The 20,860-nt window shown below is 39.8% G+C and carries 22 protein-coding genes; 2 read left to right on the plus strand and 20 right to left on the minus strand.

The annotated features are described in order from the left end of the window. Positions 1 to 35: 35 nt before the first annotated feature. Complete coding sequence (locus GWI68_RS09715) at positions 36 to 1,169, plus strand: site-specific integrase (protein ID WP_166540061.1); 1,134 nt, start codon at positions 36 to 38, stop codon at positions 1,167 to 1,169. Positions 1,170 to 1,278: 109 nt separating this feature from the next. On the opposite strand, the gene GWI68_RS09720 is transcribed toward GWI68_RS09715, so the two are convergent. From GWI68_RS09720 to GWI68_RS09770, 11 genes are all read right to left on the minus strand, one after another. Then, a complete protein-coding gene (locus tag GWI68_RS09720; RefSeq protein WP_338014271.1) occupies positions 1,279 to 1,500 on the minus strand; it encodes an isocitrate/isopropylmalate family dehydrogenase in 222 nt (73 codons plus the stop codon). Positions 1,501 to 2,103: 603 nt separating this feature from the next. Further along, a complete protein-coding gene (locus GWI68_RS09725; RefSeq protein WP_243733337.1) occupies positions 2,104 to 3,201 on the minus strand; it encodes a reverse transcriptase family protein in 1,098 nt (365 codons plus the stop codon). Between the two features lie 175 nt (positions 3,202 to 3,376). Continuing rightward, positions 3,377 to 5,497 (minus strand): retron Eco8 family effector endonuclease, encoded by a 2,121-nt coding sequence (locus tag GWI68_RS09730; RefSeq protein WP_166540148.1) that lies wholly within the window; start codon positions 5,495 to 5,497, stop codon positions 3,377 to 3,379. Positions 5,498 to 5,894: 397 nt separating this feature from the next. Beyond that, positions 5,895 to 6,536, minus strand: coding sequence for a hypothetical protein (locus GWI68_RS09735; protein WP_166540149.1), 642 nt, complete (start codon positions 6,534 to 6,536; stop codon positions 5,895 to 5,897). Beyond that, a complete protein-coding gene (locus GWI68_RS09740) occupies positions 6,533 to 6,796 on the minus strand; it encodes a hypothetical protein (protein ID WP_004242500.1) in 264 nt (87 codons plus the stop codon). The genes GWI68_RS09735 and GWI68_RS09740 overlap by 4 nt, the downstream gene beginning before the upstream one ends. Further along, positions 6,781 to 7,032 (minus strand): hypothetical protein, encoded by a 252-nt coding sequence (locus GWI68_RS09745; protein WP_100159826.1) that lies wholly within the window; start codon positions 7,030 to 7,032, stop codon positions 6,781 to 6,783. Before GWI68_RS09745 ends, GWI68_RS09740 begins: the two co-directional genes overlap by 16 nt. A gap of 3 nt (positions 7,033 to 7,035) precedes the next feature. After that, positions 7,036 to 10,851, minus strand: a complete 3,816-nt coding sequence (locus GWI68_RS09750; RefSeq protein WP_166540150.1) for a DUF1983 domain-containing protein — start codon at positions 10,849 to 10,851, stop codon at positions 7,036 to 7,038. After that, positions 10,851 to 11,249, minus strand: a complete 399-nt coding sequence (locus GWI68_RS09755; protein ID WP_166540151.1) for a hypothetical protein — start codon at positions 11,247 to 11,249, stop codon at positions 10,851 to 10,853. The genes GWI68_RS09750 and GWI68_RS09755 overlap by 1 nt, the downstream gene beginning before the upstream one ends. A gap of 56 nt (positions 11,250 to 11,305) precedes the next feature. Then, the gene (locus GWI68_RS09760) at positions 11,306 to 11,887 is read right to left on the minus strand and encodes a hypothetical protein (RefSeq protein WP_166540152.1); all 582 of its coding nucleotides are present in this window, start codon (positions 11,885 to 11,887) and stop codon (positions 11,306 to 11,308) included. Beyond that, positions 11,887 to 12,483 (minus strand): hypothetical protein, encoded by a 597-nt coding sequence (locus tag GWI68_RS09765; protein ID WP_166540153.1) that lies wholly within the window; start codon positions 12,481 to 12,483, stop codon positions 11,887 to 11,889. Before GWI68_RS09765 ends, GWI68_RS09760 begins: the two co-directional genes overlap by 1 nt. Further along, entirely contained in the window at positions 12,484 to 15,759 is a 3,276-nt protein-coding gene (locus tag GWI68_RS09770) for a phage tail tape measure protein (RefSeq protein ID WP_166540154.1), read from the minus strand. 126 nt (positions 15,760 to 15,885) lie between these two features. Here GWI68_RS09770 and GWI68_RS09775 point away from each other — a divergent pair, with 126 nt between their 5' ends. After that, a complete protein-coding gene (locus tag GWI68_RS09775) occupies positions 15,886 to 16,077 on the plus strand; it encodes a YqaE/Pmp3 family membrane protein (RefSeq protein WP_004242485.1) in 192 nt (63 codons plus the stop codon). 24 nt (positions 16,078 to 16,101) lie between these two features. Here the strand turns inward: GWI68_RS09775 and GWI68_RS09780 are convergent, their stop codons facing one another. The 9 genes from GWI68_RS09780 to GWI68_RS09820 form a co-directional block, all read right to left on the minus strand. After that, a complete protein-coding gene (locus GWI68_RS09780) occupies positions 16,102 to 16,332 on the minus strand; it encodes a DUF4035 domain-containing protein (RefSeq protein ID WP_004251574.1) in 231 nt (76 codons plus the stop codon). Positions 16,333 to 16,376: 44 nt separating this feature from the next. After that, complete coding sequence (locus GWI68_RS09785; RefSeq protein WP_041701217.1) at positions 16,377 to 16,793, minus strand: hypothetical protein; 417 nt, start codon at positions 16,791 to 16,793, stop codon at positions 16,377 to 16,379. A 65-nt stretch (positions 16,794 to 16,858) separates the two neighbouring features. Then, on the minus strand, positions 16,859 to 17,446 hold the full coding sequence (locus GWI68_RS09790; protein ID WP_243733339.1) for a hypothetical protein: 588 nt from the start codon (positions 17,444 to 17,446) through the stop codon (positions 16,859 to 16,861). A gap of 87 nt (positions 17,447 to 17,533) precedes the next feature. Then, a complete protein-coding gene (locus GWI68_RS09795; protein ID WP_088495936.1) occupies positions 17,534 to 17,875 on the minus strand; it encodes a DUF3168 domain-containing protein in 342 nt (113 codons plus the stop codon). Between the two features lie 5 nt (positions 17,876 to 17,880). Then, entirely contained in the window at positions 17,881 to 18,354 is a 474-nt protein-coding gene (locus GWI68_RS09800; protein ID WP_109910852.1) for an HK97-gp10 family putative phage morphogenesis protein, read from the minus strand. Next, a complete protein-coding gene (locus GWI68_RS09805; protein WP_072062638.1) occupies positions 18,344 to 18,673 on the minus strand; it encodes a phage head closure protein in 330 nt (109 codons plus the stop codon). Before GWI68_RS09805 ends, GWI68_RS09800 begins: the two co-directional genes overlap by 11 nt. Then, complete coding sequence (locus GWI68_RS09810; RefSeq protein ID WP_004242478.1) at positions 18,673 to 18,972, minus strand: head-tail connector protein; 300 nt, start codon at positions 18,970 to 18,972, stop codon at positions 18,673 to 18,675. Before GWI68_RS09810 ends, GWI68_RS09805 begins: the two co-directional genes overlap by 1 nt. Before the next feature lie 38 nt (positions 18,973 to 19,010). Then, positions 19,011 to 20,177, minus strand: coding sequence for a phage major capsid protein (locus GWI68_RS09815; RefSeq protein ID WP_012367785.1), 1,167 nt, complete (start codon positions 20,175 to 20,177; stop codon positions 19,011 to 19,013). Between the two features lie 3 nt (positions 20,178 to 20,180). Then, positions 20,181 to 20,849: an HK97 family phage prohead protease gene (locus GWI68_RS09820; protein ID WP_004242476.1), complete on the minus strand. Its 669-nt coding sequence runs from the start codon at positions 20,847 to 20,849 to the stop codon at positions 20,181 to 20,183. Positions 20,850 to 20,860 lie beyond the last annotated feature (11 nt).

A 20,860-nucleotide genomic window follows, 5' to 3' on the forward strand; every position in this document is an offset into this window, starting at 1 on the left:
TAAATCAACGGAACGACTTAAGAGGATAATTACAGATGGCTGCCCGACCACGAACCCATAAAATTATCATTCCCAATCTATATCGAAAGCTAGATAAACGTAACGGCAAAATTTATTGGCAATATAAACATCCCATCACCGGTAAATTTCATAGCTTAGGCACCGACGAGCAAGAAGCGAGAGAAACCGCCATTCAGGCCAATACAATTATTGCTGAACAACATACTCGACAGTTATTAAGTATTAATGAACGGTTATCAAAAATTAAGACAAACAAGTCTGAAATATCTGTCGATATATGGATGGATAAATATTTAGATATTCAAAAAGAAAGATTAGATATCGGTGAATTAAAAATTAATTCTTATCGACAAAAAATGAAACCTATTAATTTATTCCGTCAGTATTGTGGTACGAAAATATTAAAAGAGATAACCGCTTTAGATATTGCTGAAATAATAGATTCCATCAAAGTATTAGGACATTCAAGAATGGCGCAGGTCGTTCGCATGGTGCTTATTGATGTATTTAAAGAAGCTCAACATGCTGGCTATGTTCCTCCTGGTTACAACCCTGCGAAAGCAACTAAACAACCACGGAACCGAGTGAAAAGAGAACGCATGACATTGGACGAATGGCGCACTATTTACCAGCAAGCCAAGAATCACCCTCCTTACCTGCAATGCGGCATGTTGTTGGCTTTAACCACAGGTCAGCGGATCGGTGATATCTGTAAAATGAAATTCTCTGATATTTGGGATGACATGTTACATATACAGCAAGAAAAAACGGGGAGTAAGTTGGCCATCCCTCTCTCACTAAAATGTGAGGCTATCAATCTCTCCTTAAGAGATGTTGTTGCTCAATGTCGTGACGCGGTTGTGAGTAAATATCTCGTGCATTATCGGCATACCACCGCACAAGCAAAACGAGGCGAGCAAGTCACACCAAATACATTAACCACAACGTTTAAAAAAGCGCGAGATAAATGTGGGTTAACTTGGGAAAAAGGTACGGCACCTACTTTCCATGAACAACGATCTTTATCTGAGCGACTTTATCGAGAACAAGGAATTAATACACAAAAATTATTGGGGCATAAAACACAAAGTATGACTGATAAATACCACGATGATAGAGGCAAAGAATGGCAAATTATTGCTGTTTAATTGAACAGTTTTGGGGAAGAGTTTTGGGGATATTTTGGGGAAGAATTTTATAGTACAAAAAATAAACGGGAACTAATAAGCTCCCGTTAACTATTTATCAAATCAACAATTACATGTGTTTGATAATCGCATCACCAAACTCGCTACATTTCAGCAGTTTAGCGCCTTCTAACTGACGTTCGAAATCATAAGTTACAGTCTTAGCAGCAATCGCGCCTTCCATACCTTTAATGATTAAGTCAGCGGCTTCTGTCCAACCCATGTGGCGTAACATTATACCCATAATAATTAGGTAACTTATTAAATAATTTATAATTATTGAGAATATAATTTATTTTTTATGTGATCTTGGTTTGTATATAACTTGTTGATTTTTAGTTTGGGTTGGAGTGGTTTTGGGGAAGATTGTTTTAGTGATTAATAACTTATCAAACTTAATATTAAATACTTAAACCTATTATTTATATTAAATAATAGAAAGTAAAAATTTAACTCTAATTATTCATATTAGTAATAAATTAGGAATTTTTATATTTAATTTAAATATATTCACTACATTAATGTAATGAATATTCTAAAAAACAAAATAACAATTTATTATGTAATAGCTTAAATCTGATTGTCAGCTTTGAGTGAAAAGTAGACGTTAGTTCTAACATTCTTTTGGACAGAACTTTATCAGTGATTTTGATAAATGAGCATTAAGCTGATTATCTGGAATATTGCAAAATTGTTAATCCAGAGGCCAAATTCACTCCCTCCTACACTTAATATCGTGGATATTCTGTGCCTGACTAGATTCGGGTCAGTGACGTTTTTCTGCTCGATTTAGTCAGCCTAATAATCCACTTTTTACACACAAATTAGCGCGACAATTCATAACTAAAGATTTCCAACTACCTCGGGTATATAGTCAGGTTGTATTACCCATTCTTTATTTGATATTGGACTCGAAAACTTCAACTAGTTCTTTAACTTTTTTCATACAATCGATATTAACACATCCATATTTATCATTGTATTTTATAAGTGACACTAAATATGAGCGATAACCTTTTAATTTATTCTGTAATTGATCATCAGCATACTTAGAGTAAAAATCAAATTTATTCCCATATCTTAGAATAAACTTCCTATGGTTTAAATAGAATACGTTTTCCATGATATATATTGGAGTTTTTTGTTTTTTTAGCAATGCAGAGAGTTTTTTCAACGGTTTAAGCTTTTTATCAGATAGTCTGATACTACCAACAGGCTTCTCTTTGTATGCATGAAAAAAGCCTTTCTTTCTTTTCCTATTCTGTACTACATAACCGTTAAGCGATATAGTATTTTCAGTCGCTCTTCTTTTTCTTTTTTTCAACTTGAGCGAAAGTGTAGAGACAAAGATAGAAATATCCTTTTCAAATTGTTCAGAATGCAGGTACTTACTGTTATCACAAGAAAAAAGCATATCATCTGCATAACGAGAGTAGATAATTCCTTTATCTTCACACAACTTTTGAATAAGAATATCTACTCTTCTGAATATTATGTTTGATATTACTGGTGAAGATGAAAATCCAATAGGTAATACTTCTTTTCCACGAAAATCTTTATCAATATAAGTGTCACTAACCTTGTGAGTAACAGACATATATGCAATGTCTAGAGCTGAGTATTTTTTCCCATTCTTTTCATTGTTGAAGTGCTGAGCGAGTAGTTTTTTTACTTCATGTGTGGGTATTGAATGGAAGAATTTTTTAATATCCAATCGTAGAAAGTAATATCCTTGGATATGAGGTCTTAGAAAGTCGTAATAAGATTTACCTTGAACAAAACCGCATGCAGATGAGTTAATAGGACTTTTATCTAGAACAAACTTAGTTATTCTATCATTTATACTCTTGTGTTCAGAGTCTCTAGATATCTCAAAAAAGTTGTCGCAACCAACTTTAAACTCTTTGACGGTAGGAGAGAAATCATTTAAAAGATCTTCATTACCTTTAAGTATTGCTTTCTTAAAAAAGTCATTACTAATATTATTTTTCATCATAAAGCTTCAACCCGATACAAAAGAACACCATTACACCGTAGGTGTGTATTGCGAGACATACTAATCAGAGTGACTAGTTTAGCAGTCATTAGGACTATGCCCAAAGCAAAAAGAAGTTGGACTTCCTCAAGCAAAGAGCGGGAGAGGCAAGCTCTCAGATACTTGTCAAAACTCATATCTCCCCTCTACTATCGGGTTGAAGCATACGAATAATATCATAAAACTCAGGGAAATAAACTTTAAATACTGTCCCAAATGGTTGATTTTTAGCTAAAGACTCTTTCTCAACATATTCAACAGCATGATTTAGGAAGCTTGTAGTCCATCCATCAGTTTTATCAAGGTATTTGTTATGTACAGTGATCTCTTCTAATAATTTCATTAGCATTTTTGCATGCCTAGAAGTGTACCGCAACTTGCCAGTTATCTTTCTCTTATTCTCTAAAGTTTGTTTGTATGTTTCAATATTGAAGTGGCTATAGTCAGTTAATGCCATTGACTTTCCATTAAAAATAACTCTAATGTAATCAATGAGCATATCCTCTGTAACATACTTGCTTCGTTTTATACGTTGTAATATAGAATTAAAATTAGAATTATGTTCCATATCTAACCATTCATATACAATTTTTGAGCTATTTTTCTGAATTAAACATCCTTCTAAAGTTGTTCTATTTAGATAAATGTTCTCATCAAGCAACCGGCTTTTAACAGCATGAAATACCGACTCAAAGTCAGATTCCTCTAGAAAACATTGTGTTGTATTATTTACTTTTACTTCTTTATTTATAACGGATAATAACGACTCAATGTTTTCTCGTTTGGTTTTGTACTTCTTACTGAACCCCAGTTTATATTTATTAAGCTCTGATTTTAAAGTGTCTGGTTTAAAGTTAAAATAGTTACCATTTTTTTCTAGTTTTATAGATAATTTTGTAGGCTCACCTTTGATTGATATTGCTTTATCTACATCGAATAAGAATAAGTATGGAATTGTAGAGTTTGAGTATGATGGATTAACTCGTTCACCAACGACATTGCTACTGCATTTATAAACATCTATATTTCTTAAATGTGGAAAATGTTCGGTCATCTTCATGTTTCCAAAGACTTCCAACTCACTTTCACCCTCTACAAATAGGATGAAGTCGCTAAAGAATAATCTTGCTTCATTATCACTAAAAATATTTATAAAGCTCTCGTTGTCATAAGTGGAATTTAATGTGCTAATCGTAGTTCTAGCATCTACTTTCTTCTGAAAACAATAGATACGTTGTTTTTGTCTGAATTTTTTAATTATCTCTTTTACTATATTAGGCGAATGAGTTGTTAGAAATACTTTAGGCCTAGTAACACGATCATCTTTCTTTTTATTATAATTGTAACTAGTATATATATCTTGAACTAGAACCTCATTCATTTTAGGGTGTAGACCTAGTTCAGGCTCATCAATAAAAACAAATGGTGTTATATATTCTCTTCTTGAAATTGTAATTAGTATCTTAAGAAAGGTTTTTATGAAATGAAATGAATTTGTTCCATCTGAGTGAAACTTTAAATCATTTTCATCTATCTCAAAACGATAACCTTTTAATCCAGCTTTAATATAACTCAACACCTTTTCTTTCTGAGAACTTGGCTTCGTAGATATTGTTTTGTTTAAGTCTAAAATATAATTCTTATACGAATTATCGCCACTCGAATTTATTGATTTGTCAAAAAAATCAATTACAGTTTGGTCATCAATTCTAGACAGGTTGAAAGACTTTACTCTTGATATAAGATCCCACAAGCTGTCCCATTCATGTAAATCCATGTGTCTAGGTTCAATATGGAAAAATGGAAACAGATAAAGAATAAGGTTTAAAGTTTGTTTGTCTTTAGTTGACCACTTAACTTTACCATCGCTGTAAATGTTCAGCGTCAAAGTATAAATGGTGTAATCATTATCGTAGCGTGTTATTAATGCAAATATACTTCGTTTATGGAGAGGCACCAGTTTTCTGATGATAAAATCAAAATACTTATTGTTAGGTTGATTCCTAGCTATCCTATAAATTCTGGTCATATCAAAAGTTACTGATATAGAACCTTTATACGAATAATTAGAGTTTAACTTTGGAGGTAACTCTTCTTTACCTTCTAGTTTATTGTAGAAGAATTTAAGAGCTTTAAGTAAGTTAGATTTTCCAACGTTATTGCGACCGACAATGCAGTTTAAGTCGTTTAAATTACCTACATTTAGCTCATCAAATGATAATAAATTGGTGATTTTTATAGCTTGTATTGTCATAATGTGCCCTAGATTTTTTTATCATCATATCAGTTGATTATTTAGCTTGCTACTCCGATAGGATTTTTACTCAGGCCAATCAATAGATTTCTAATACCAGCAAACGTTCAGTCTTTATACCTTGCTGAGTTTTTAATCCTTGAATATTTAACGCATTGACAATACCTCTTAGCGTAATATATGTTTCTAGCAGATATACATACATTCGGATAATTTGAAATAAGGTAAGCTAACCTCGGTAAGATATAAACGAGTATTTTCTCTGAATTATAACTGAATATAAACGAGTTAATACCAATATCTGCTTCTTGCACAAAGCCAATTACCAAAAAATATATATTTTTCTTTAATAACCTTTTATACTTATTAACTAAACTAACTATCTAAACTCTTTCCATCACCCACCATACTCCCTCACATCAATGTAAAAATACTGCTTACCTAGCGAGGTTGTTGACATCTGTCCTGCCACTATCATGGAATGAGGGATAATACGGTTACCTCGGCCACAAAGAGTTACCCTAATTGTTTTTCCTCCCATCGAATCCATCATCCCAATATGCCCTATTGTTGTGATTAATACCGCACAAGGAAACCTAACATCCACGCCACTCCAATTATTTCCTGTGAGCACAAAGTTATTTCCCTCTAATAAATTAAGTGGTCTTTGGCTTGAAGCGTGTGTAATAACACCTTTATGATAGATTTGAATTCCCCATTTTTGAGGATGAAGTGAAATATGATAAGAAGACTTCACAAATACATAGAGCTCATATTCTGCTGAATTACCTTGAATAGTATCAATTAAATTCACACACCATGCATTGTTCTCATAAATTACTTCAGATAATCCACTTAATGATGGATTAGAGGAATTAAGAACTCGAATAAAAATAAGTGGCACTGCGTTATTATTACCTTCGATAATCTTAATTAATCCCGGCTTAGTTTTTATCTTCTTTAAAAATACGGCTGATTCATAAGGTGTTAATTCTTCGGTAATGCCCTGATTAAAAAATAATGCACCATATTTACTCATTTAATTAGTACCATAATAATTCCATTAATCGATTGACTACCACGTAGAGAATTCCACGAAATTTTATTATTCTCGACTCTAACAGTGAAATAAGATCCTCGATTTCTAGCTACAATATAGGCGGCCAATGACCGCCCTTTAGGAATATTATTATAAGTTTTACTGCCATTTTGAGTGACCGCTATTTGGTCAAAAATAAACGAACGCCCTGTGATTTTTATTGGCTTTCCTTTCTCATATATCTCTATTCCCCACGACATGAAAAATCCTCTACGGCATCAGAAGATACCCATCCTCCTAAGAATTTAAATCCTAATTGAGGTACAGCATGATAAAGAGGTCCTTTAATGGTTTCTCTCTTTTTATCAAACTTCACCAATACAGGTTGTTGATAGTGAAAAGTTTTTATTTGGTAAACACCTTGGCAATCGACTTTTTTATATCCAGAGGTACACCCTGACAATAATAATGCTGTAATTAAAACAATAAACTTCATACGCTACCCTAAATAACCTATTTTTGCCGCTAACTGATTGTTTTCATCGTAAACATAAATAGTATTATTCGTGATCACTAACCGCCCTTTTGTTCCTCCTGAGTTAATATCTAACCGTCCACGAAATACTGCATCATTTAATTCCACATTCCCTGTTGTGGCATCAATATTAAATCCTTTCTTGCCCGTCAAATAATTAGTGGAGGTTATCTTTTTACCTACTGATAATTTATCAATAGTTGCCTGACTAAATAACGCATCATTGAAAAAGGCTTGTCCATTTTGGATCACAAACGGTGTCACCACTTTGCCATTTAACGACGATATCACCGCAAAATTTTGGGCATTGACCAGAAATTGACTATTTCCTTGTGTATTAAACCCTAAGCCAATGCCAGTAATGACTTTATTCCCTTTGCTATCTTGCTGGACTTTCATTGTCCATGATGCCGAAATTTTGCCATTTATGTCTGTGACCACTTTCGAAGTTTGTTCGATTTTGGCTGAACTTGTACCCACTTGGCTTTCTAAGCGAGTGACCTGCTGGGCGGTAGAGGTCACTTTACCTAAAACCTCGGTCACTTTGGTTTCGAGTTGGCTTACCGCATTCGCCGTTGCATTGGCTTTCTGTTCGCTGGACTTAGGTACTTCATTCGCCACAAATCCTTTTGGTGCTACTGATTGTTTGTTATTGGTATAAGTGCTGGTAATGATTTGATGGTTAACACTTTTATGCTTATTGAGTTGGTATTTAGCCCCTCCTCGTAAATAGATATATTCCACAGAACCATTTATTAATTGAGCAGGCCCCATCACAGGGGATTGATTTGTCCATCGCCAATCAAAGTTATCAATGATACGGTTTTCAGACTGAGTTCCCCATCCAGAAGCACTGACTTGCCATTCCACAATCACAGCAAAACCTTTGGTGCTGTGAGTTGCATAGCTGGGTTTATTGTCTGAATATTGCCCTAAAGTTCTAAAGACCTTAAAGGCATAACGACGAGAGGTCGCTAATGGCAAAATCACCGGATAATAGGTGTTTTCATTAAGTTTTGATAAATCTAAATCCACCACCACAGATCCCGTTAAATCGGCTTTTACCGTCTCTAATTTGCTGGATAACGCTTGTACTTGAGAGGTTGCGGAGGTGACTTTGCCATCGAGATTAGACACTTGCGTATTTAACGCATTTACCACGCTACTGTCGGCTTTCCCCTTCAGTGTTGAACTGAGGGCTGAAATATCTTTCGATTGTGCTTGCTGTTTCGAGGTAAGGGTTTCTAATGATTGATTAATCGCAGAAACATTCCCATTCATCCGAGTTTCCAGCGATTGTCTGGCATTTGCTTCCGCTTGGTCACCTGTAACTCGCGCTTGCTTCTCTGCGGAGATAAGTCCTGCGGTGACTTTCGATAAATCATTGCCGGTATAATCACCACGAAGTTGAGTGGCTAAGGATTGCCGTTGTTGTGCTTCGGTTTGATCACCCTCAATACGTGCTTGTTGCTCTTGTTTAATTGCGGCGGCCTGTGCTTCTGTTGCCGTTGAAACTTGATTTATCCGCTCAGCCAGTAATTTTTCTGATCCCTCCCGTTTTTTTTCACTTTCTTCAATCGCCGCGCCTTGCCTCATTGACTCTTCTAAAAGCTTGTCATGATTTAGCCTCATTAACTCATGTAATTCAGTAATATCGATTTGGTTAGCTTTGCCGTTAATTTCACCCAATAGGTCTTGTGCGAGTTGATCTCGACTAATTTGCCCCGCTAATTCTTCAAGAATTAAATCGGTTTGAGAAGAGCAAGTACCCGAAGCTTCCACAAAAGGTGATTTGCCATAGCTGTTGATTGTTCGAACATAAAAATAATACGTATGCCCTGCTTGTAAATTCTCTTGCGTCCAGAAATTCCCTTGGCCAACTTTGTTTGTTTTGGTGATCACTTCATTTTCAGAAAGATCAGCGAGCTTTTCCTCACTAAACCAAAACTCAAAGGTATAACCAAAGACAGCACTATCGCCTTGTTTCGGTGCAATGGTCAGATTAAATAAGCCAGAGGTAACATCAATATGCTCTGGAGGCGGTGGTGCTTGAATGGCAAAATCACTGATAGCAGGTGCCGACATCGCACCGGCAACGTTTGTTGCTCTAACTTCAACACGATAAGTCCCTCGCGCTAATCCGTTAATATCGACACGCTCAGCCGGTACCTGAATAGATTGAATAACATTGCCTTTTTGAAGAATAGTGACAGTGTTATAACGCACATCAGAAGCCACATTCTGCCAAGAAAGCGTACCTTGCACGATGTCACTGACTGCAAGTGGAACAAAGGTAAGATTAATGGGTGAAGCAACACCACCAGCGGGTAAACTCACAAACGGGGGACGCTCAAACGGTTTGCCAATCACATCTTCATATAAATAGGCACCATCCTCTTCCAACGTTAAAGCCACACCCTCTAAAGCATGAAAAGACCATTCGGCAATACGGAATTCCAGTCCACTAATCCCCAAAGCCGGTAATTCTAAAAGCACAACGTCCCCCGGACGATAAGCATAGCCGTCTAAGTTCATCGTGAGTTGAACCCGTCTTCCGGCTTTCTTTTTGCGGAGATATTGGCGAGCTAATCGTTGGGCTTGATAAGGGCTGGTGACAAAACGATAGTCGATATTCTCTCGAATTTCTAAGCCATCCTCTTTCACCCATTCGTCCACAATCACAGGCGTGAAGTCGGTTTTTGTGTACAACTGTTCGGCATCAATAAACGTGCCATACACCGCATTGGTCGCGTCTTTTAATCCTGTTTCAGGGGTACATGTGACGGTGCCAATCAATTGTGATTCAGTAATGGTTTTTATTGCAGGCCCATAATAAGCGCCGATTTGAATACCGTGTTTTCCTGCGGTGAATGTCGGTTCCGCATTAATGCATTTGTGCATCGCTTCCAAGACACTCGATGGACTCTCATTTAAGTCATAGGCACCATTAAGGGTATATCGCGACTCAAATCCGCCTTCTGGTAGACTCACTTTTTCATCACATAAATCGGCCGCCTGTTTAAAGCTGTCAAAATCAATATCCGCATCAGGCACTTTTAAATAATGGCGGTAATAATCCAAAATCACTAAGGCACCATTGTTACTCCACACAGTTTGCCCTGTGCGAGGATCAAACAGATGTTTTCCCCAAACTTCACATTTCACATTGGGTAATCCATAAGGGAATTTTTCTTGGTCAAACGTGAGTGTCACTCGTAACCACGCCAGACCTCGACCAATCATATCCTCTTTCCATGAAGGGCAATTTTTAAGCATAAAGGGATCGACATCTTCCCTGTCATTATGCAACTCCACTTCAACAACAGGTGCCGTGATTTTTAAACTCTTCAACCAAAGGTGTTTAACTTCATGAACGGTATATTCACCAAACGTCTCAATTAAATCGTCCCCTAACCAAATCTTCCCGATTTTCTCTATGGGGTGCCCAGCAAGCGCTAATGCTAGTGTGATTTTTTCGTTTTCATCTTGTTCACCCGCTTCTTCTTCGGCGAAGAAAAGCAAACCCGATATCACTGTTTTTCCGACAATTACGGTTTCAGGCGCAGACGATGAACGTAACATCTGTTTGCGTTCACTGGTATCTCGATAATTCATAGAGGGAAGTTTCGGCTTAAAGATAAGCGAACCCGCGACTTGAACCGCAACGCCTGCTGCCATCAGTGCCATGCCCATCGCCGAGGTGACACCTCCGGTAAACAGCCCCGCAATCATTAAGCCCGCACCCACGACTTTTGAAATTAATCCACCACTCCCACCCATTATTCCACTCTCCACGCTTTGATTGGGTTAATCTGCACCGGCTTCACGCCTTGTGGGGTTACGCCCCAATAATGCCTCGCCCAGACCACGGCTAAACTGTCACCGTCCCCACCTTTAAACAGTACGAGGTCACCACGCTGAATCCGCTCAATCTCAATGGATTTGAAATAGCGTGAAACGGCTTTCTCTAAGGAGCCAAATTTAGATTTGATCAGATTGAAGGCTTCAGCTTTAGTTTTATAGTGATTGAGATAAGGTTTTATTGGCGAGAAGCCGCATTGTGCGTAAATACATTCAGAGGCAAAAATACAACAATCAAATTCACCCCATGAAAAAGGGCGACTCATTGCCGCCCTTATGGTTTCAGGTAATTTAAGTGTCCAGTTAGGTTGTTTCATGTACTGACCTTAAATAGCAAAAAACCCACAAAAGTGGGTTTAACAAAGCAATAGGATTATTTATAAATAAATGCAGGTGCATCTTTCTTACTGCCCCAATAAATAGCCCGTTCAGCCATTTGAGCAACATAACGAAAGATACGATCACCTTGTCTTCGAGATGACCACGACTCATCGGTGAATCTATCAGGTAACCCGATTGACCATCGCTCGAATCGATTAGAAACATTAACACATACAGCATTTTCTTCGCCAGACACCACATTGATAGATGTGATTTGTCCGACAAATAAGACTTCAGCAAGAAGCGGTTTTCCCTCTTCACCGATGGCGACCATCATCAACCGCACTTCTCGCCCTCGGCTTTGCTCATTCATCACCATTCCCACCAGCGATTTATCAAAACCCGCTAATTTAAGCTGTAATTGTGGGGGACTGGTTGTCTTATTTTCTTTTAGCTGACTGATTTCGCCTAAACTTCCTACACCTAAATAGGTTTCCCCCGCAATAATCAGTTGCCCAACGCCGGTATGCGCACAGGTTACACCTGATTTCAAATCGAGTCTGGCGGCTAAGACAATATAAGCCCCCTCATTAATGGCTTTTACCATGGCATCAGAAAATGGATGATATTGCATTAGTACAACACCTCCTCAAAAGATAACGTGATATGGGTATACCCCAAGCGACGATGCTGAAATTTACCCTGTTCATTATCAACGAGCCGAAATACTCCAAAAGGACGCTCAACCTCAAGCATTTCATTGACGGTAGGTGACGTTCTTAACATCGGCGAAATAAGAATAATGGCACGGCCTTGATTATCACTGACCACATCTGCCACCACCATTTTGAGTTCATTGCCCACAGTTAAGCGATCCCCTTGCTGTAACACGCGCATATTGCGCTTCCAGTCCTTTGTTTCTAGCCGATGACCCAATTGGCTCGGTATTGCAATACGAGGCGAACCATACCCATAACGCCCTTTTCTTATCCAACTGGCTATTTTGACCCGTCCCGACATCCCATCCAATGAAGCCACCAGCGCTTCTAACTGGCGAGATTTTGCTTCATTTAAATTATTGAATGTCAGCTCACAACGCCAACGACTTCCTGGAAAGCGTACCGTCTGGCTACTTCCATTAAATGGTGAGGTAAAGGTTTTGCTGTTACTCAATAATTGCCAGTTTTCCTGTGTGGGGATCACCTCTTTTGGCCATTCAAGAATAGACATTTAGACTCCTAATGTTCTGCGTGCTGCGCCATTACTTTGAAAGTCTTGTAACATCATCGCGTGGGCTTTCTGTGCGCCGGCTTCTGTCCCTTGTTGTGCAGCTTCCTTTATTGCCTGCGCAAGTACAGCGTCACCATTTCCTGTCACTGTAATATGATTAACGACGGTCATTTGTACACCACCTGCATGGGCTAACGTCGGTTGCGGTGTAACGGGTATTCGCCCTGCGACCGCCCCCACAAAGCCACCTGAAGCATAACCTTGCGCCGCATGCATTAAGCGATAGAGATTGCCGACACCCAATTTAGCCGTCGCTTCTTTGGTAAAAACAAACTCACCACCATGTACAATCCCTTTAGGTTCGAATTTCCCGCCATGCCCCGTATAGCCACCGTAAGCATGCCCTTTGCTCATCCATCCCATATCAAAGCCCATTGCCTGCCCGCCTGCTTCAATGGCTTTGAAAATCAGCATTTTCATCACCATTCGAGTGATATCGGAGATCACCGCATTGGCAAAATCTTTAAAACTTCCTTTCCCCGTTAAAGCAAAATCGGCTAACGCATCAGACATATTATTAAGGGCATTGGTGGTGACATTTCTGACGTTTTCCATTACATCCATAGCCGACTCACTGAAATCCGATAAACCTTGTTTTAATCCCGCCATCGGATCGCCTTTCATGGCCTCTCGCTTCCTTAGCTCTTCCTCAATCTGCTGTTTAGTGAGTTCGACATTACGTTGTAAGTTCACCAGCTCTTTTTCGCCTAAATCCACACTGGCTTGCTGATACAGCACATCAATCTGACGAAGGGCATTAAGCTTTTCTTGCTCTGCGCGTGTCTTTCCTATCAAGGTGGTTTCAAATTGCATCTGCTCAATTTCTTTACCGCGATCATAAGCAAATTGCGCAACCGAGTTAGCACGAGCTAAATCATCAATGGCTTTCGCTTTTTCTTTTATCGTCTCAATCGCTTTGGGATCGATTTTTAAGATGGCATCAAACTTATCCTTATTCTGTTTGATATCAGCTAAGGCGGATGTGTATTCATTAAAGGAAGAGGTCGTGCCATACAGCTGAATACTTTGTCCATCTGCAATCAGTGAGGCTTGTTTTTTCTCTAATTCCGTTAAGATTTTGGTGTACTGCTTGGCGTAATCAATGGTTAATTTATGGCTGAGCTTATACGTCCGTTTGGCTTGCAGTGCCAGTTGTGCCTCAATTTCCGCTTGTAAGGCCTTATCGTAGCCTTGCATATCTGGCGTAATTTTGCGTGAGGCCAATACATCTTCTGCATTTAATTTCGCTAATGCCTTCCCTGTGGCTTGCGCTTTTGCCACTGAACGTTGCGATTTTTCAATCGATTCATCAATCTGTTTAGCAATCGCCGTAGCGGCATTCACTTGGCTATTTGTCGCCTGAAGCGTGATATCAATGAGTGATTCATATTCAATGCCTAAACTCTTTAAGCTCGCCTTAAGTGAATTAATAACGGCATCAACATTTTGTAACTCAGTGGCATAGCGTTTATATTCAGGAGCTTGATCGCCCACTTTGTCTTTGAGTGTCGCCAACATATTTTGCATATTGGCTCGCTGGCGCTCTAAGTTATTAACTTGCTCTGCATATATCCCCATCGCAGCATCAAGCTCTTTTTGCTTTTCAGCTACTCGTTTAAGGTATAAATCCCCCACTCCTTGTTCAGTAAACGCCTTTTCACTCTCAACGCTGTATGTCGATAAACCTTGTAAGGAAATAACCTGTTGTTTAAGTTCCTCGATTTTCTCCAATTGCGCGTTAATGCCCGATGAAACTTTGCTTAAATTCGCCACTAACGTGGCATTGCTCATTTTGTTTAACGCTTCTGTTGATGTATCAAGGGAATTAGCAAATTCAATCGATTCGAGTTTGGCTTGTTTGACATTTTCGCTGTATTCATACAATCCCATGCCCAATGCCACAACACCAGTCAACACTAATCCAATAGGGCCACCCGCTAATCCCATAACACTGTTAAGTGCTCGCCCCGCCACCGTTGATTGACGCCGAGCGGTCGTTAATGCACGTTGAGCAACATTTTCGGCGGTTAATGCCTGTGTATAATTTAGCGAGGCTGTTCTTGCGAGTGACTTTGTAGCGATAAGATTATCGAGTGCGATTTTTTCTGCGTTAGTGCCTCTAGCAACTTGATATTCCATTTTGGCTCTATTGAGCGCCGATGTGGCGGCTTCTTTATCCGCCCATGCCTTCCTCACGGCACTGGTTGCTGCCACACTGTTTGCCTCTGCACTCTGTAATGTGGCTTTGGCTTCATTCAACGTTGTCTGATTTTTCAGATAAGTGGCTTTCGTCCATTGAGAGAGTTTTGCTACCAATGCCGTGACGGCGATCCCTTCAACCACTTTAGCGACTAACGATAGATTATCAGCAAGAGTGGCCATCCCTGTGGTAAAAAGCTGAGTCGCACCTGTACCTTGATTCGCTTCACCGATAAATTTTGTCATCGCCGATTGAAGATTAGTGAAACCTTGGCTAACCGTTGTCACGCTGGTAGCAAATTTTTTATCCACACTGTCGGCTGCACGTTCTAAGGCTTGAATGACCTTCTCAATCGTCATTTCACCATCTTGGGCTTTCTTCCTTAGTTCACCCACACTAACATTCATTCCGTCAGCGATGGCTTTCGCTAACGCAGGCGTTTGCTCCATCACTGAATTTAGCTCTTCGCCACGTAACTGCCCCGAGGCTAATGCTTGACCAAATTGGGTTAATGCCGCTTGGGCTGCGGTTGCACTCGCGCCTGAAATCGCCACGGCTTTTGAGACAGTTTCCGTGAGTTCGGCCACTTTTTGCTGACTTAAGCCTAAGCGATCTGCATTATCTGCAAAACGTTGATAAACCTGTGCTGTGGCATCCAATGATTGATAGGTTTTTTGGGCAATATCATAGACGGCTTGTGTGGCTTTATTTAACTCGACAGAACTTTCTGTCACCAGTTTTAAGCGGTTCTGTAATTCCGTCCAACTATCAGCATAATTAATGACTTGATGAATGGATAATGCACTTGCGGTGACACTCGCAAAACGGGCAAAAAGCGCCGAGGATTTTGCGGTTTGCGATACCATTCGCTCTTGTTGCACGGTGATAGCTTGAAGGCTGACGCGAATACTTTGCCCAAATTGTTCTGTTTGGCGCTGGCTACGGTTGATCGCATTTGTGAAATTTGCCGTATTCAGCGTCAAATCAATATTTAATCTACCTAATGCTCCCGCCATAAATTCAATCCTTGGTATGAACACTACAAAAGCAAACTTTCACCCTGAATAAATGCAATATTCCTTGTTATTTGCTATTGATTTAATTATTGATAAACTGAAATTTCGAATAATAGAGGGGGTTTTATGAGACTTATTCTGGCGTTATTACTACCTTGGTTACAATTTTTCACGATTGGTCGCCCATTTGCTGGCATCTTCTGCCTTATCCTACAAATCACCTTAATTGGGTGGATCCCTGCGGCTATCTGGTCGGTTTATGCCCTTTCTCAATACAATACGGATAAAAAAATTGAGAAAATGTCTCGCGGTGGTTAACGATTAAGCCCCACTCATGTGGGGCTATCGATTAGCTAATACACTCTCAGTGACGTTATCCCACACCTCTTCTTCCGTGATTTTCTTCTTCCACATCGGCATAAAATCCATCAATTCCGGTGGAGACGTTTTCGGATCACGATTTATCATCGCAAGAAGATGCGCTACTTGTGCCATCCGATAATCCTCTCGCCATAAACCAAAGGGTTGTTTGCGATAAAAGGCCTCATATTCACACAAGTGGCTTTCAGGCATTTGCTCTATTTCCGCGAGGGTTTTTCCCAATGCCAACGACAATATCAGTTGGAATTGTCGTCGGTCTCCGAGTTTTTTTCGCTGTTCCCCGCTTCGGCCGTAAACACCGCATTAGAGAATCCTTGCCCTAAACGATTAAGACCTTTTAAATCTGCTTCATTTTCAGCATCAAAAAGCAGCTCTCCTTTTTCATCACACAACTTAAAGGCCAGCATTCTGGCAACATCATATTCATCGTAGACACGATTTATCGCCTCATTAAATTGTTCGGGATCGTCTTCGTCTAAATAAATGTCCTGCGCCTCAGCGAGCTTGATTTTAATTTGGCGAAGTTTGCGCTGAATGTAATTCATGGTGCCAACATCCAGCTCTTTGACATAAAAAGTGTTGTCTAAATAGGTAAAAGGCGTCACTTTCAGTGCTTGGTTTAACACTAATTCACGCAATAAAGCGTTAGACATAATCACTCCTAAGATTTTTTTATCGAGAAGGGAGAAGAGAAATAATGAGGTGGATGAGTTAAGGATTATTTCTTCACATTCAAATAATCACGGCCAGACAATTTAATCGAGATCCCCGAATCCATCATTTGCCCTACACTGCCATCAATGTTCATGCCTGTCTCGACAGAGCCGTAATAAAACATGGAGCCCTCATCTCGCGTTAAGACCATTTTCACCGCAAATTTTTCTTTGCTGTTTTCATATTTACGCAAGAGTCGCTGCACATCACTGGAGCTATAACGTAAGAAGAAGGTCAATTTAATTGAGCCGTATTCCGTATCACCGGATTCATATTCTTTGCCATCACTGCAAATAGTGGTGACATCAATTTGTTCGGTTGTCGAACCGTCTTTGCTGAAACTTTTTACCGCACAGAAATTATTAGACCATTGAATGCGTTGTACTTTGGCGTTTGCAAAATCTGTGGGTAACGTTTTATCACTCCAATCCACTTCGTCGCACAAGGTCACTTTATTGCCATCAACCTGTGCAATGGGGAAACGCCCATCTAACTCCCCGAGTCCCGATAACATAATCATGTCATCCGCTTTCAGTTTATTATTGGCGATGGTAATGGTTGCGGGTGATAACGTCGCTTCCGTCACCGTCATCGCCTCCCCTAAGCCTGTTTGCACAAAGATCTTCGTGCCGAGGAAAGGCGTCGCTTTATGGTTTTTTGACTTTGCCATATCCATTCCTTATTTATCTGATGAAATCATTAATTCAAGAACAAGCCGATGCAATTTGACATCCGCTTCATACCCAAAGACCGCATTCACCCGTTGTGCAAATGGGATTGTCGCAACAATCTGAGTTTCAATCTTTTTACGCAAGACTATAAGGGGTTGTGGCTGTGGCGCATACACATCAAGTTGCACACGATAGTTGTCTAAATCCGTATCCTCCAGCGCACTGTTAGGCGTGATGCTGGCAAACTGGATCACAATGGCGGGATAATGCCCTTTGCCTTCGGGTAATACCTGAAAAAAAACCCTTCCATCGACAAGCGGTGAAAGGGTCTCTTTTAATTGCTGTATCATGATCTCTACCTTACTTTTTCAATATCCTCTTTGAGTGTTTGAACAATCACTTTAGCCGTTGCTTCCTTTTTCGCTTCAAAGCTGGGACGCATAAACGGTTGTGCGGGCATCTTGGCGGTACCAAACTCGACAAACCACCAATAAAATGGATCATTCGGGTTCAATGCTGCACTTTTCCCCGTTGCCTGTTTAAAGGCAGACACCTTTTTACCCGATAATGATTTCACCCAAATGCGCGTTTTGACTTGCCCATTGCGTTGTACTTTCGTTTTAGAACGAATATTGCGCTTGATAGTGCCTTTACGTCGATGCGGCACCGTTTCCTTAAGGATAGGCACTCGATGTTTGATTTCTTCCTTTAACGCCGAAGCCCCTGCATTCATTGCCTTACGCGCACTTTGATTTCTGGTTTTACGGGCGATATCTTGCATTCGTTGAGCGAGTTCAGACAATCCACTGATTTTAATCTCACCCATCATTCACGCCCTCTTTGCACATTAATTGAAGCTCACGATGACGCTCATAAGGGTCAATAATCGAAATAATATTAAATATTCGCTTACCCCATACAATACGCATTGAGGTATCGATATCAGCGATATAGCGAATAAGAATTCGCGTTGTGGCCTCACTTTGTACTTGTTGAGCTTGAAAATATTCTCGCCCTTGATAAGGCATGATCGCTGCACGTACTTTTGTCGCATGATCCGTCCAAATCACATCACTGCCACTGATGGCATCGGGCGCTAATACTGATTTTTGAATATTAATGGTGTGGCGTAATCGTCCCGGATCCATTAACTACCTCGCCAATTTCGACAAAGCAGTAACAATCTCTCTACTGCTTTATTTTCATATAACGGAATTTCACTTTGGCTGGTTCGATGTTCAAACATATCCCCCAGCACCAAAAGCATGGCCGATTTCACTTCATAAGGGATATCATCAGGTGATTTCCATGTGGGTTCATCACACCATCTCAAACAATAATTTAATGCGCTTTGTGCATAAAATATAATCTGCTCATCACGATCATCACCGCTGTATTCGAGATGCTGTTTTAATAAAGAAAGAGGAATGACATCTAAGATATTCATGATGTAATACGGGATAGTTACCTACCCCGACCTATTACTTAAGCACTTCTTCCAGACGTTGGGAAAGTCCCTTTGATTAAGGCTTGAGGGCGATAATGGGCTAAGGCTAAACGTTCTTCACACAAAATGGTCAGCATATTCTTCACGAAATTATCACGATCTTCTCGACTCACTTCGATAACTGCATTCATTCGATCCCATACTTGAGACGCCAAATCAAATGCACCAACAGTAAACTCACCTTGTTTTTGTGCTTTTGTTGGAACAACAGGTAATCCCCACATTACATTTGAAGTAAACGCTTGTGGACCGCCAAAAATATAACGCCCTTCTTTATCTTTCATTAACGCAATGGCATGCCAATCACGAGGATTTAAAATGATACCAGAGGCGCTAAATTCAGATTCTGTTACCTGATAAATGGCATGAGCAATCAAGTCAGCATGCGTGTCGCCAGTAGCACTCAACGTGGTATCATAGGCAGTGGCAACATGATTAATTCCCGTCAAATTATCCGCAGTACCGTCACCATTGAGTAATTGCTCCTCTTCCACTAACGCTAAGCCATACAATAAGCGGTTATTAACATAAGACTGTAACTGCACAGCATCATCCATCACTTGGCGGGACGCTTGGATCCAATGAGCAATAGTGATCACATTTGCCGTTTGTTTTTCAAAAGTCAGATTAGATTCTGGTTTCTGTGCCTTTTCTTTCACGGGTGCCGCGCTATTGGTAAACAATTTTTCGCGTACATATTCCAGTGAGTTACTGGAAATACGACCTTGAGCTAATAAATCGCGGATAACTAAACGACGCATCCCCGGCATAATAATACCCGGTACTTGCATCGGCTGAATGAGAACTCCGGCTGAGCTCGCATCACTGCCTAATGATTTATTAAAGGTTTTCACTTCATAAGAAGCCTGACTCCCATTCCATGATTTTGTCAGCGCTTCTGCTGCTCGTTCAGAAAAATCTTTTTTCGCATTAGGATCATCAGCACTCGTTGCCCCTTTCTGCTCTAAATCAAACAGACGTTCACCGGCTTTTTTTAATTCCTCTTGAACTAAGGCTAAATCTGTTTGTAATTGCTTTGAAACTACGCCAGTAGCTTCAATTTCTTTCTTCTGTGCATCGAAGAGCTCTTGCACCTTTTTTTGTGATCCTTCGATGGCTTCTTGGATAATAGCTAAGTCAGACATATTCTATCCTTTCAGATTAAATGCATTAATTTGGTTAACAATGGATGCGACTAGGGATTGTTGAGTGTCATCGGACTCACTCCGAATAGCGGATTTGAAGCGGGAAATAAAACCGACTGCTTCTGATTTTGATAAACCGGCTGACTCTCTCAGCCAATCCTCAATATCTCGGATCGTTAATAACCCATCGATACTTTTTAGCGATGAAACCTGTGCTTGGTCATTAGCGGGAAATGTACAAATACTGATTTCACGTAACAGAGAGATATTTTTAAAAATACGGCCTGAAGGTGTCCGCTCAAAGTCATTACGCAGACAACCGAATCCGATAGAAAGACCGTCAACCGTGCCATGCTTCATTGCCGCTTTTAGATCTTGAGCTGCACTATGACCGGGTGTCAGTTGTCCTCTCACACGTAATCCTTTTTGATCTTCCTCCATGTACTCCCATTTCCCCACAGGAAGTTCCCAGACTCGATGGTTATAAAACATAGCGACTTTTTGTTTTTGCTTATCTAAAACATGTTTAAACGCACCGGGTAAAATAATGTCACCATCAGAATCTTGATGACTAAATACAGAGGCATAACCTTCAAAAACGCCTTGTGTGCCATCACCCGTAAATTTGATTTCTGCTTCATCAAAATTCAGTGTTTTTCTAATATCAGGCATTGAACCCCCAT

It is taken from the genome of Proteus sp. G2669 (genome assembly GCF_009915245.1).
Lineage (GTDB): Bacteria > Pseudomonadota > Gammaproteobacteria > Enterobacterales > Enterobacteriaceae > Proteus.

Coding starts and splice junctions, on each gene's coding strand:
- GWI68_RS09750 (WP_166540150.1), bottom strand. CDS start 10,851: ATGGGTGGGAGTGGTGGATTAATTTCAAAAGTCGTGGGTGCGGGCTTA.
- GWI68_RS09715 (WP_166540061.1), top strand. CDS start 36: ATGGCTGCCCGACCACGAACCCATAAAATTATCATTCCCAATCTATAT.
- GWI68_RS09795 (WP_088495936.1), bottom strand. CDS start 17,875: ATGATACAGCAATTAAAAGAGACCCTTTCACCGCTTGTCGATGGAAGG.
- GWI68_RS09730 (WP_166540148.1), bottom strand. CDS start 5,497: ATGACAATACAAGCTATAAAAATCACCAATTTATTATCATTTGATGAG.
- GWI68_RS09725 (WP_243733337.1), bottom strand. CDS start 3,201: ATGAAAAATAATATTAGTAATGACTTTTTTAAGAAAGCAATACTTAAA.
- GWI68_RS09765 (WP_166540153.1), bottom strand. CDS start 12,483: ATGTCTATTCTTGAATGGCCAAAAGAGGTGATCCCCACACAGGAAAAC.
- GWI68_RS09805 (WP_072062638.1), bottom strand. CDS start 18,673: ATGGATCCGGGACGATTACGCCACACCATTAATATTCAAAAATCAGTA.
- GWI68_RS09775 (WP_004242485.1), top strand. CDS start 15,886: ATGAGACTTATTCTGGCGTTATTACTACCTTGGTTACAATTTTTCACG.
- GWI68_RS09785 (WP_041701217.1), bottom strand. CDS start 16,793: ATGTCTAACGCTTTATTGCGTGAATTAGTGTTAAACCAAGCACTGAAA.
- GWI68_RS09760 (WP_166540152.1), bottom strand. CDS start 11,887: ATGCAATATCATCCATTTTCTGATGCCATGGTAAAAGCCATTAATGAG.
- GWI68_RS09820 (WP_004242476.1), bottom strand. CDS start 20,849: ATGCCTGATATTAGAAAAACACTGAATTTTGATGAAGCAGAAATCAAA.
- GWI68_RS09735 (WP_166540149.1), bottom strand. CDS start 6,536: ATGAGTAAATATGGTGCATTATTTTTTAATCAGGGCATTACCGAAGAA.
- GWI68_RS09770 (WP_166540154.1), bottom strand. CDS start 15,759: ATGGCGGGAGCATTAGGTAGATTAAATATTGATTTGACGCTGAATACG.
- GWI68_RS09790 (WP_243733339.1), bottom strand. CDS start 17,446: ATGACGGTGACGGAAGCGACGTTATCACCCGCAACCATTACCATCGCC.
- GWI68_RS09745 (WP_100159826.1), bottom strand. CDS start 7,032: ATGAAGTTTATTGTTTTAATTACAGCATTATTATTGTCAGGGTGTACC.
- GWI68_RS09755 (WP_166540151.1), bottom strand. CDS start 11,249: ATGAAACAACCTAACTGGACACTTAAATTACCTGAAACCATAAGGGCG.
- GWI68_RS09815 (WP_012367785.1), bottom strand. CDS start 20,177: ATGTCTGACTTAGCTATTATCCAAGAAGCCATCGAAGGATCACAAAAA.
- GWI68_RS09780 (WP_004251574.1), bottom strand. CDS start 16,332: ATGCCTGAAAGCCACTTGTGTGAATATGAGGCCTTTTATCGCAAACAA.
- GWI68_RS09800 (WP_109910852.1), bottom strand. CDS start 18,354: ATGATGGGTGAGATTAAAATCAGTGGATTGTCTGAACTCGCTCAACGA.
- GWI68_RS09740 (WP_004242500.1), bottom strand. CDS start 6,796: ATGTCGTGGGGAATAGAGATATATGAGAAAGGAAAGCCAATAAAAATC.
- GWI68_RS09810 (WP_004242478.1), bottom strand. CDS start 18,972: ATGAATATCTTAGATGTCATTCCTCTTTCTTTATTAAAACAGCATCTC.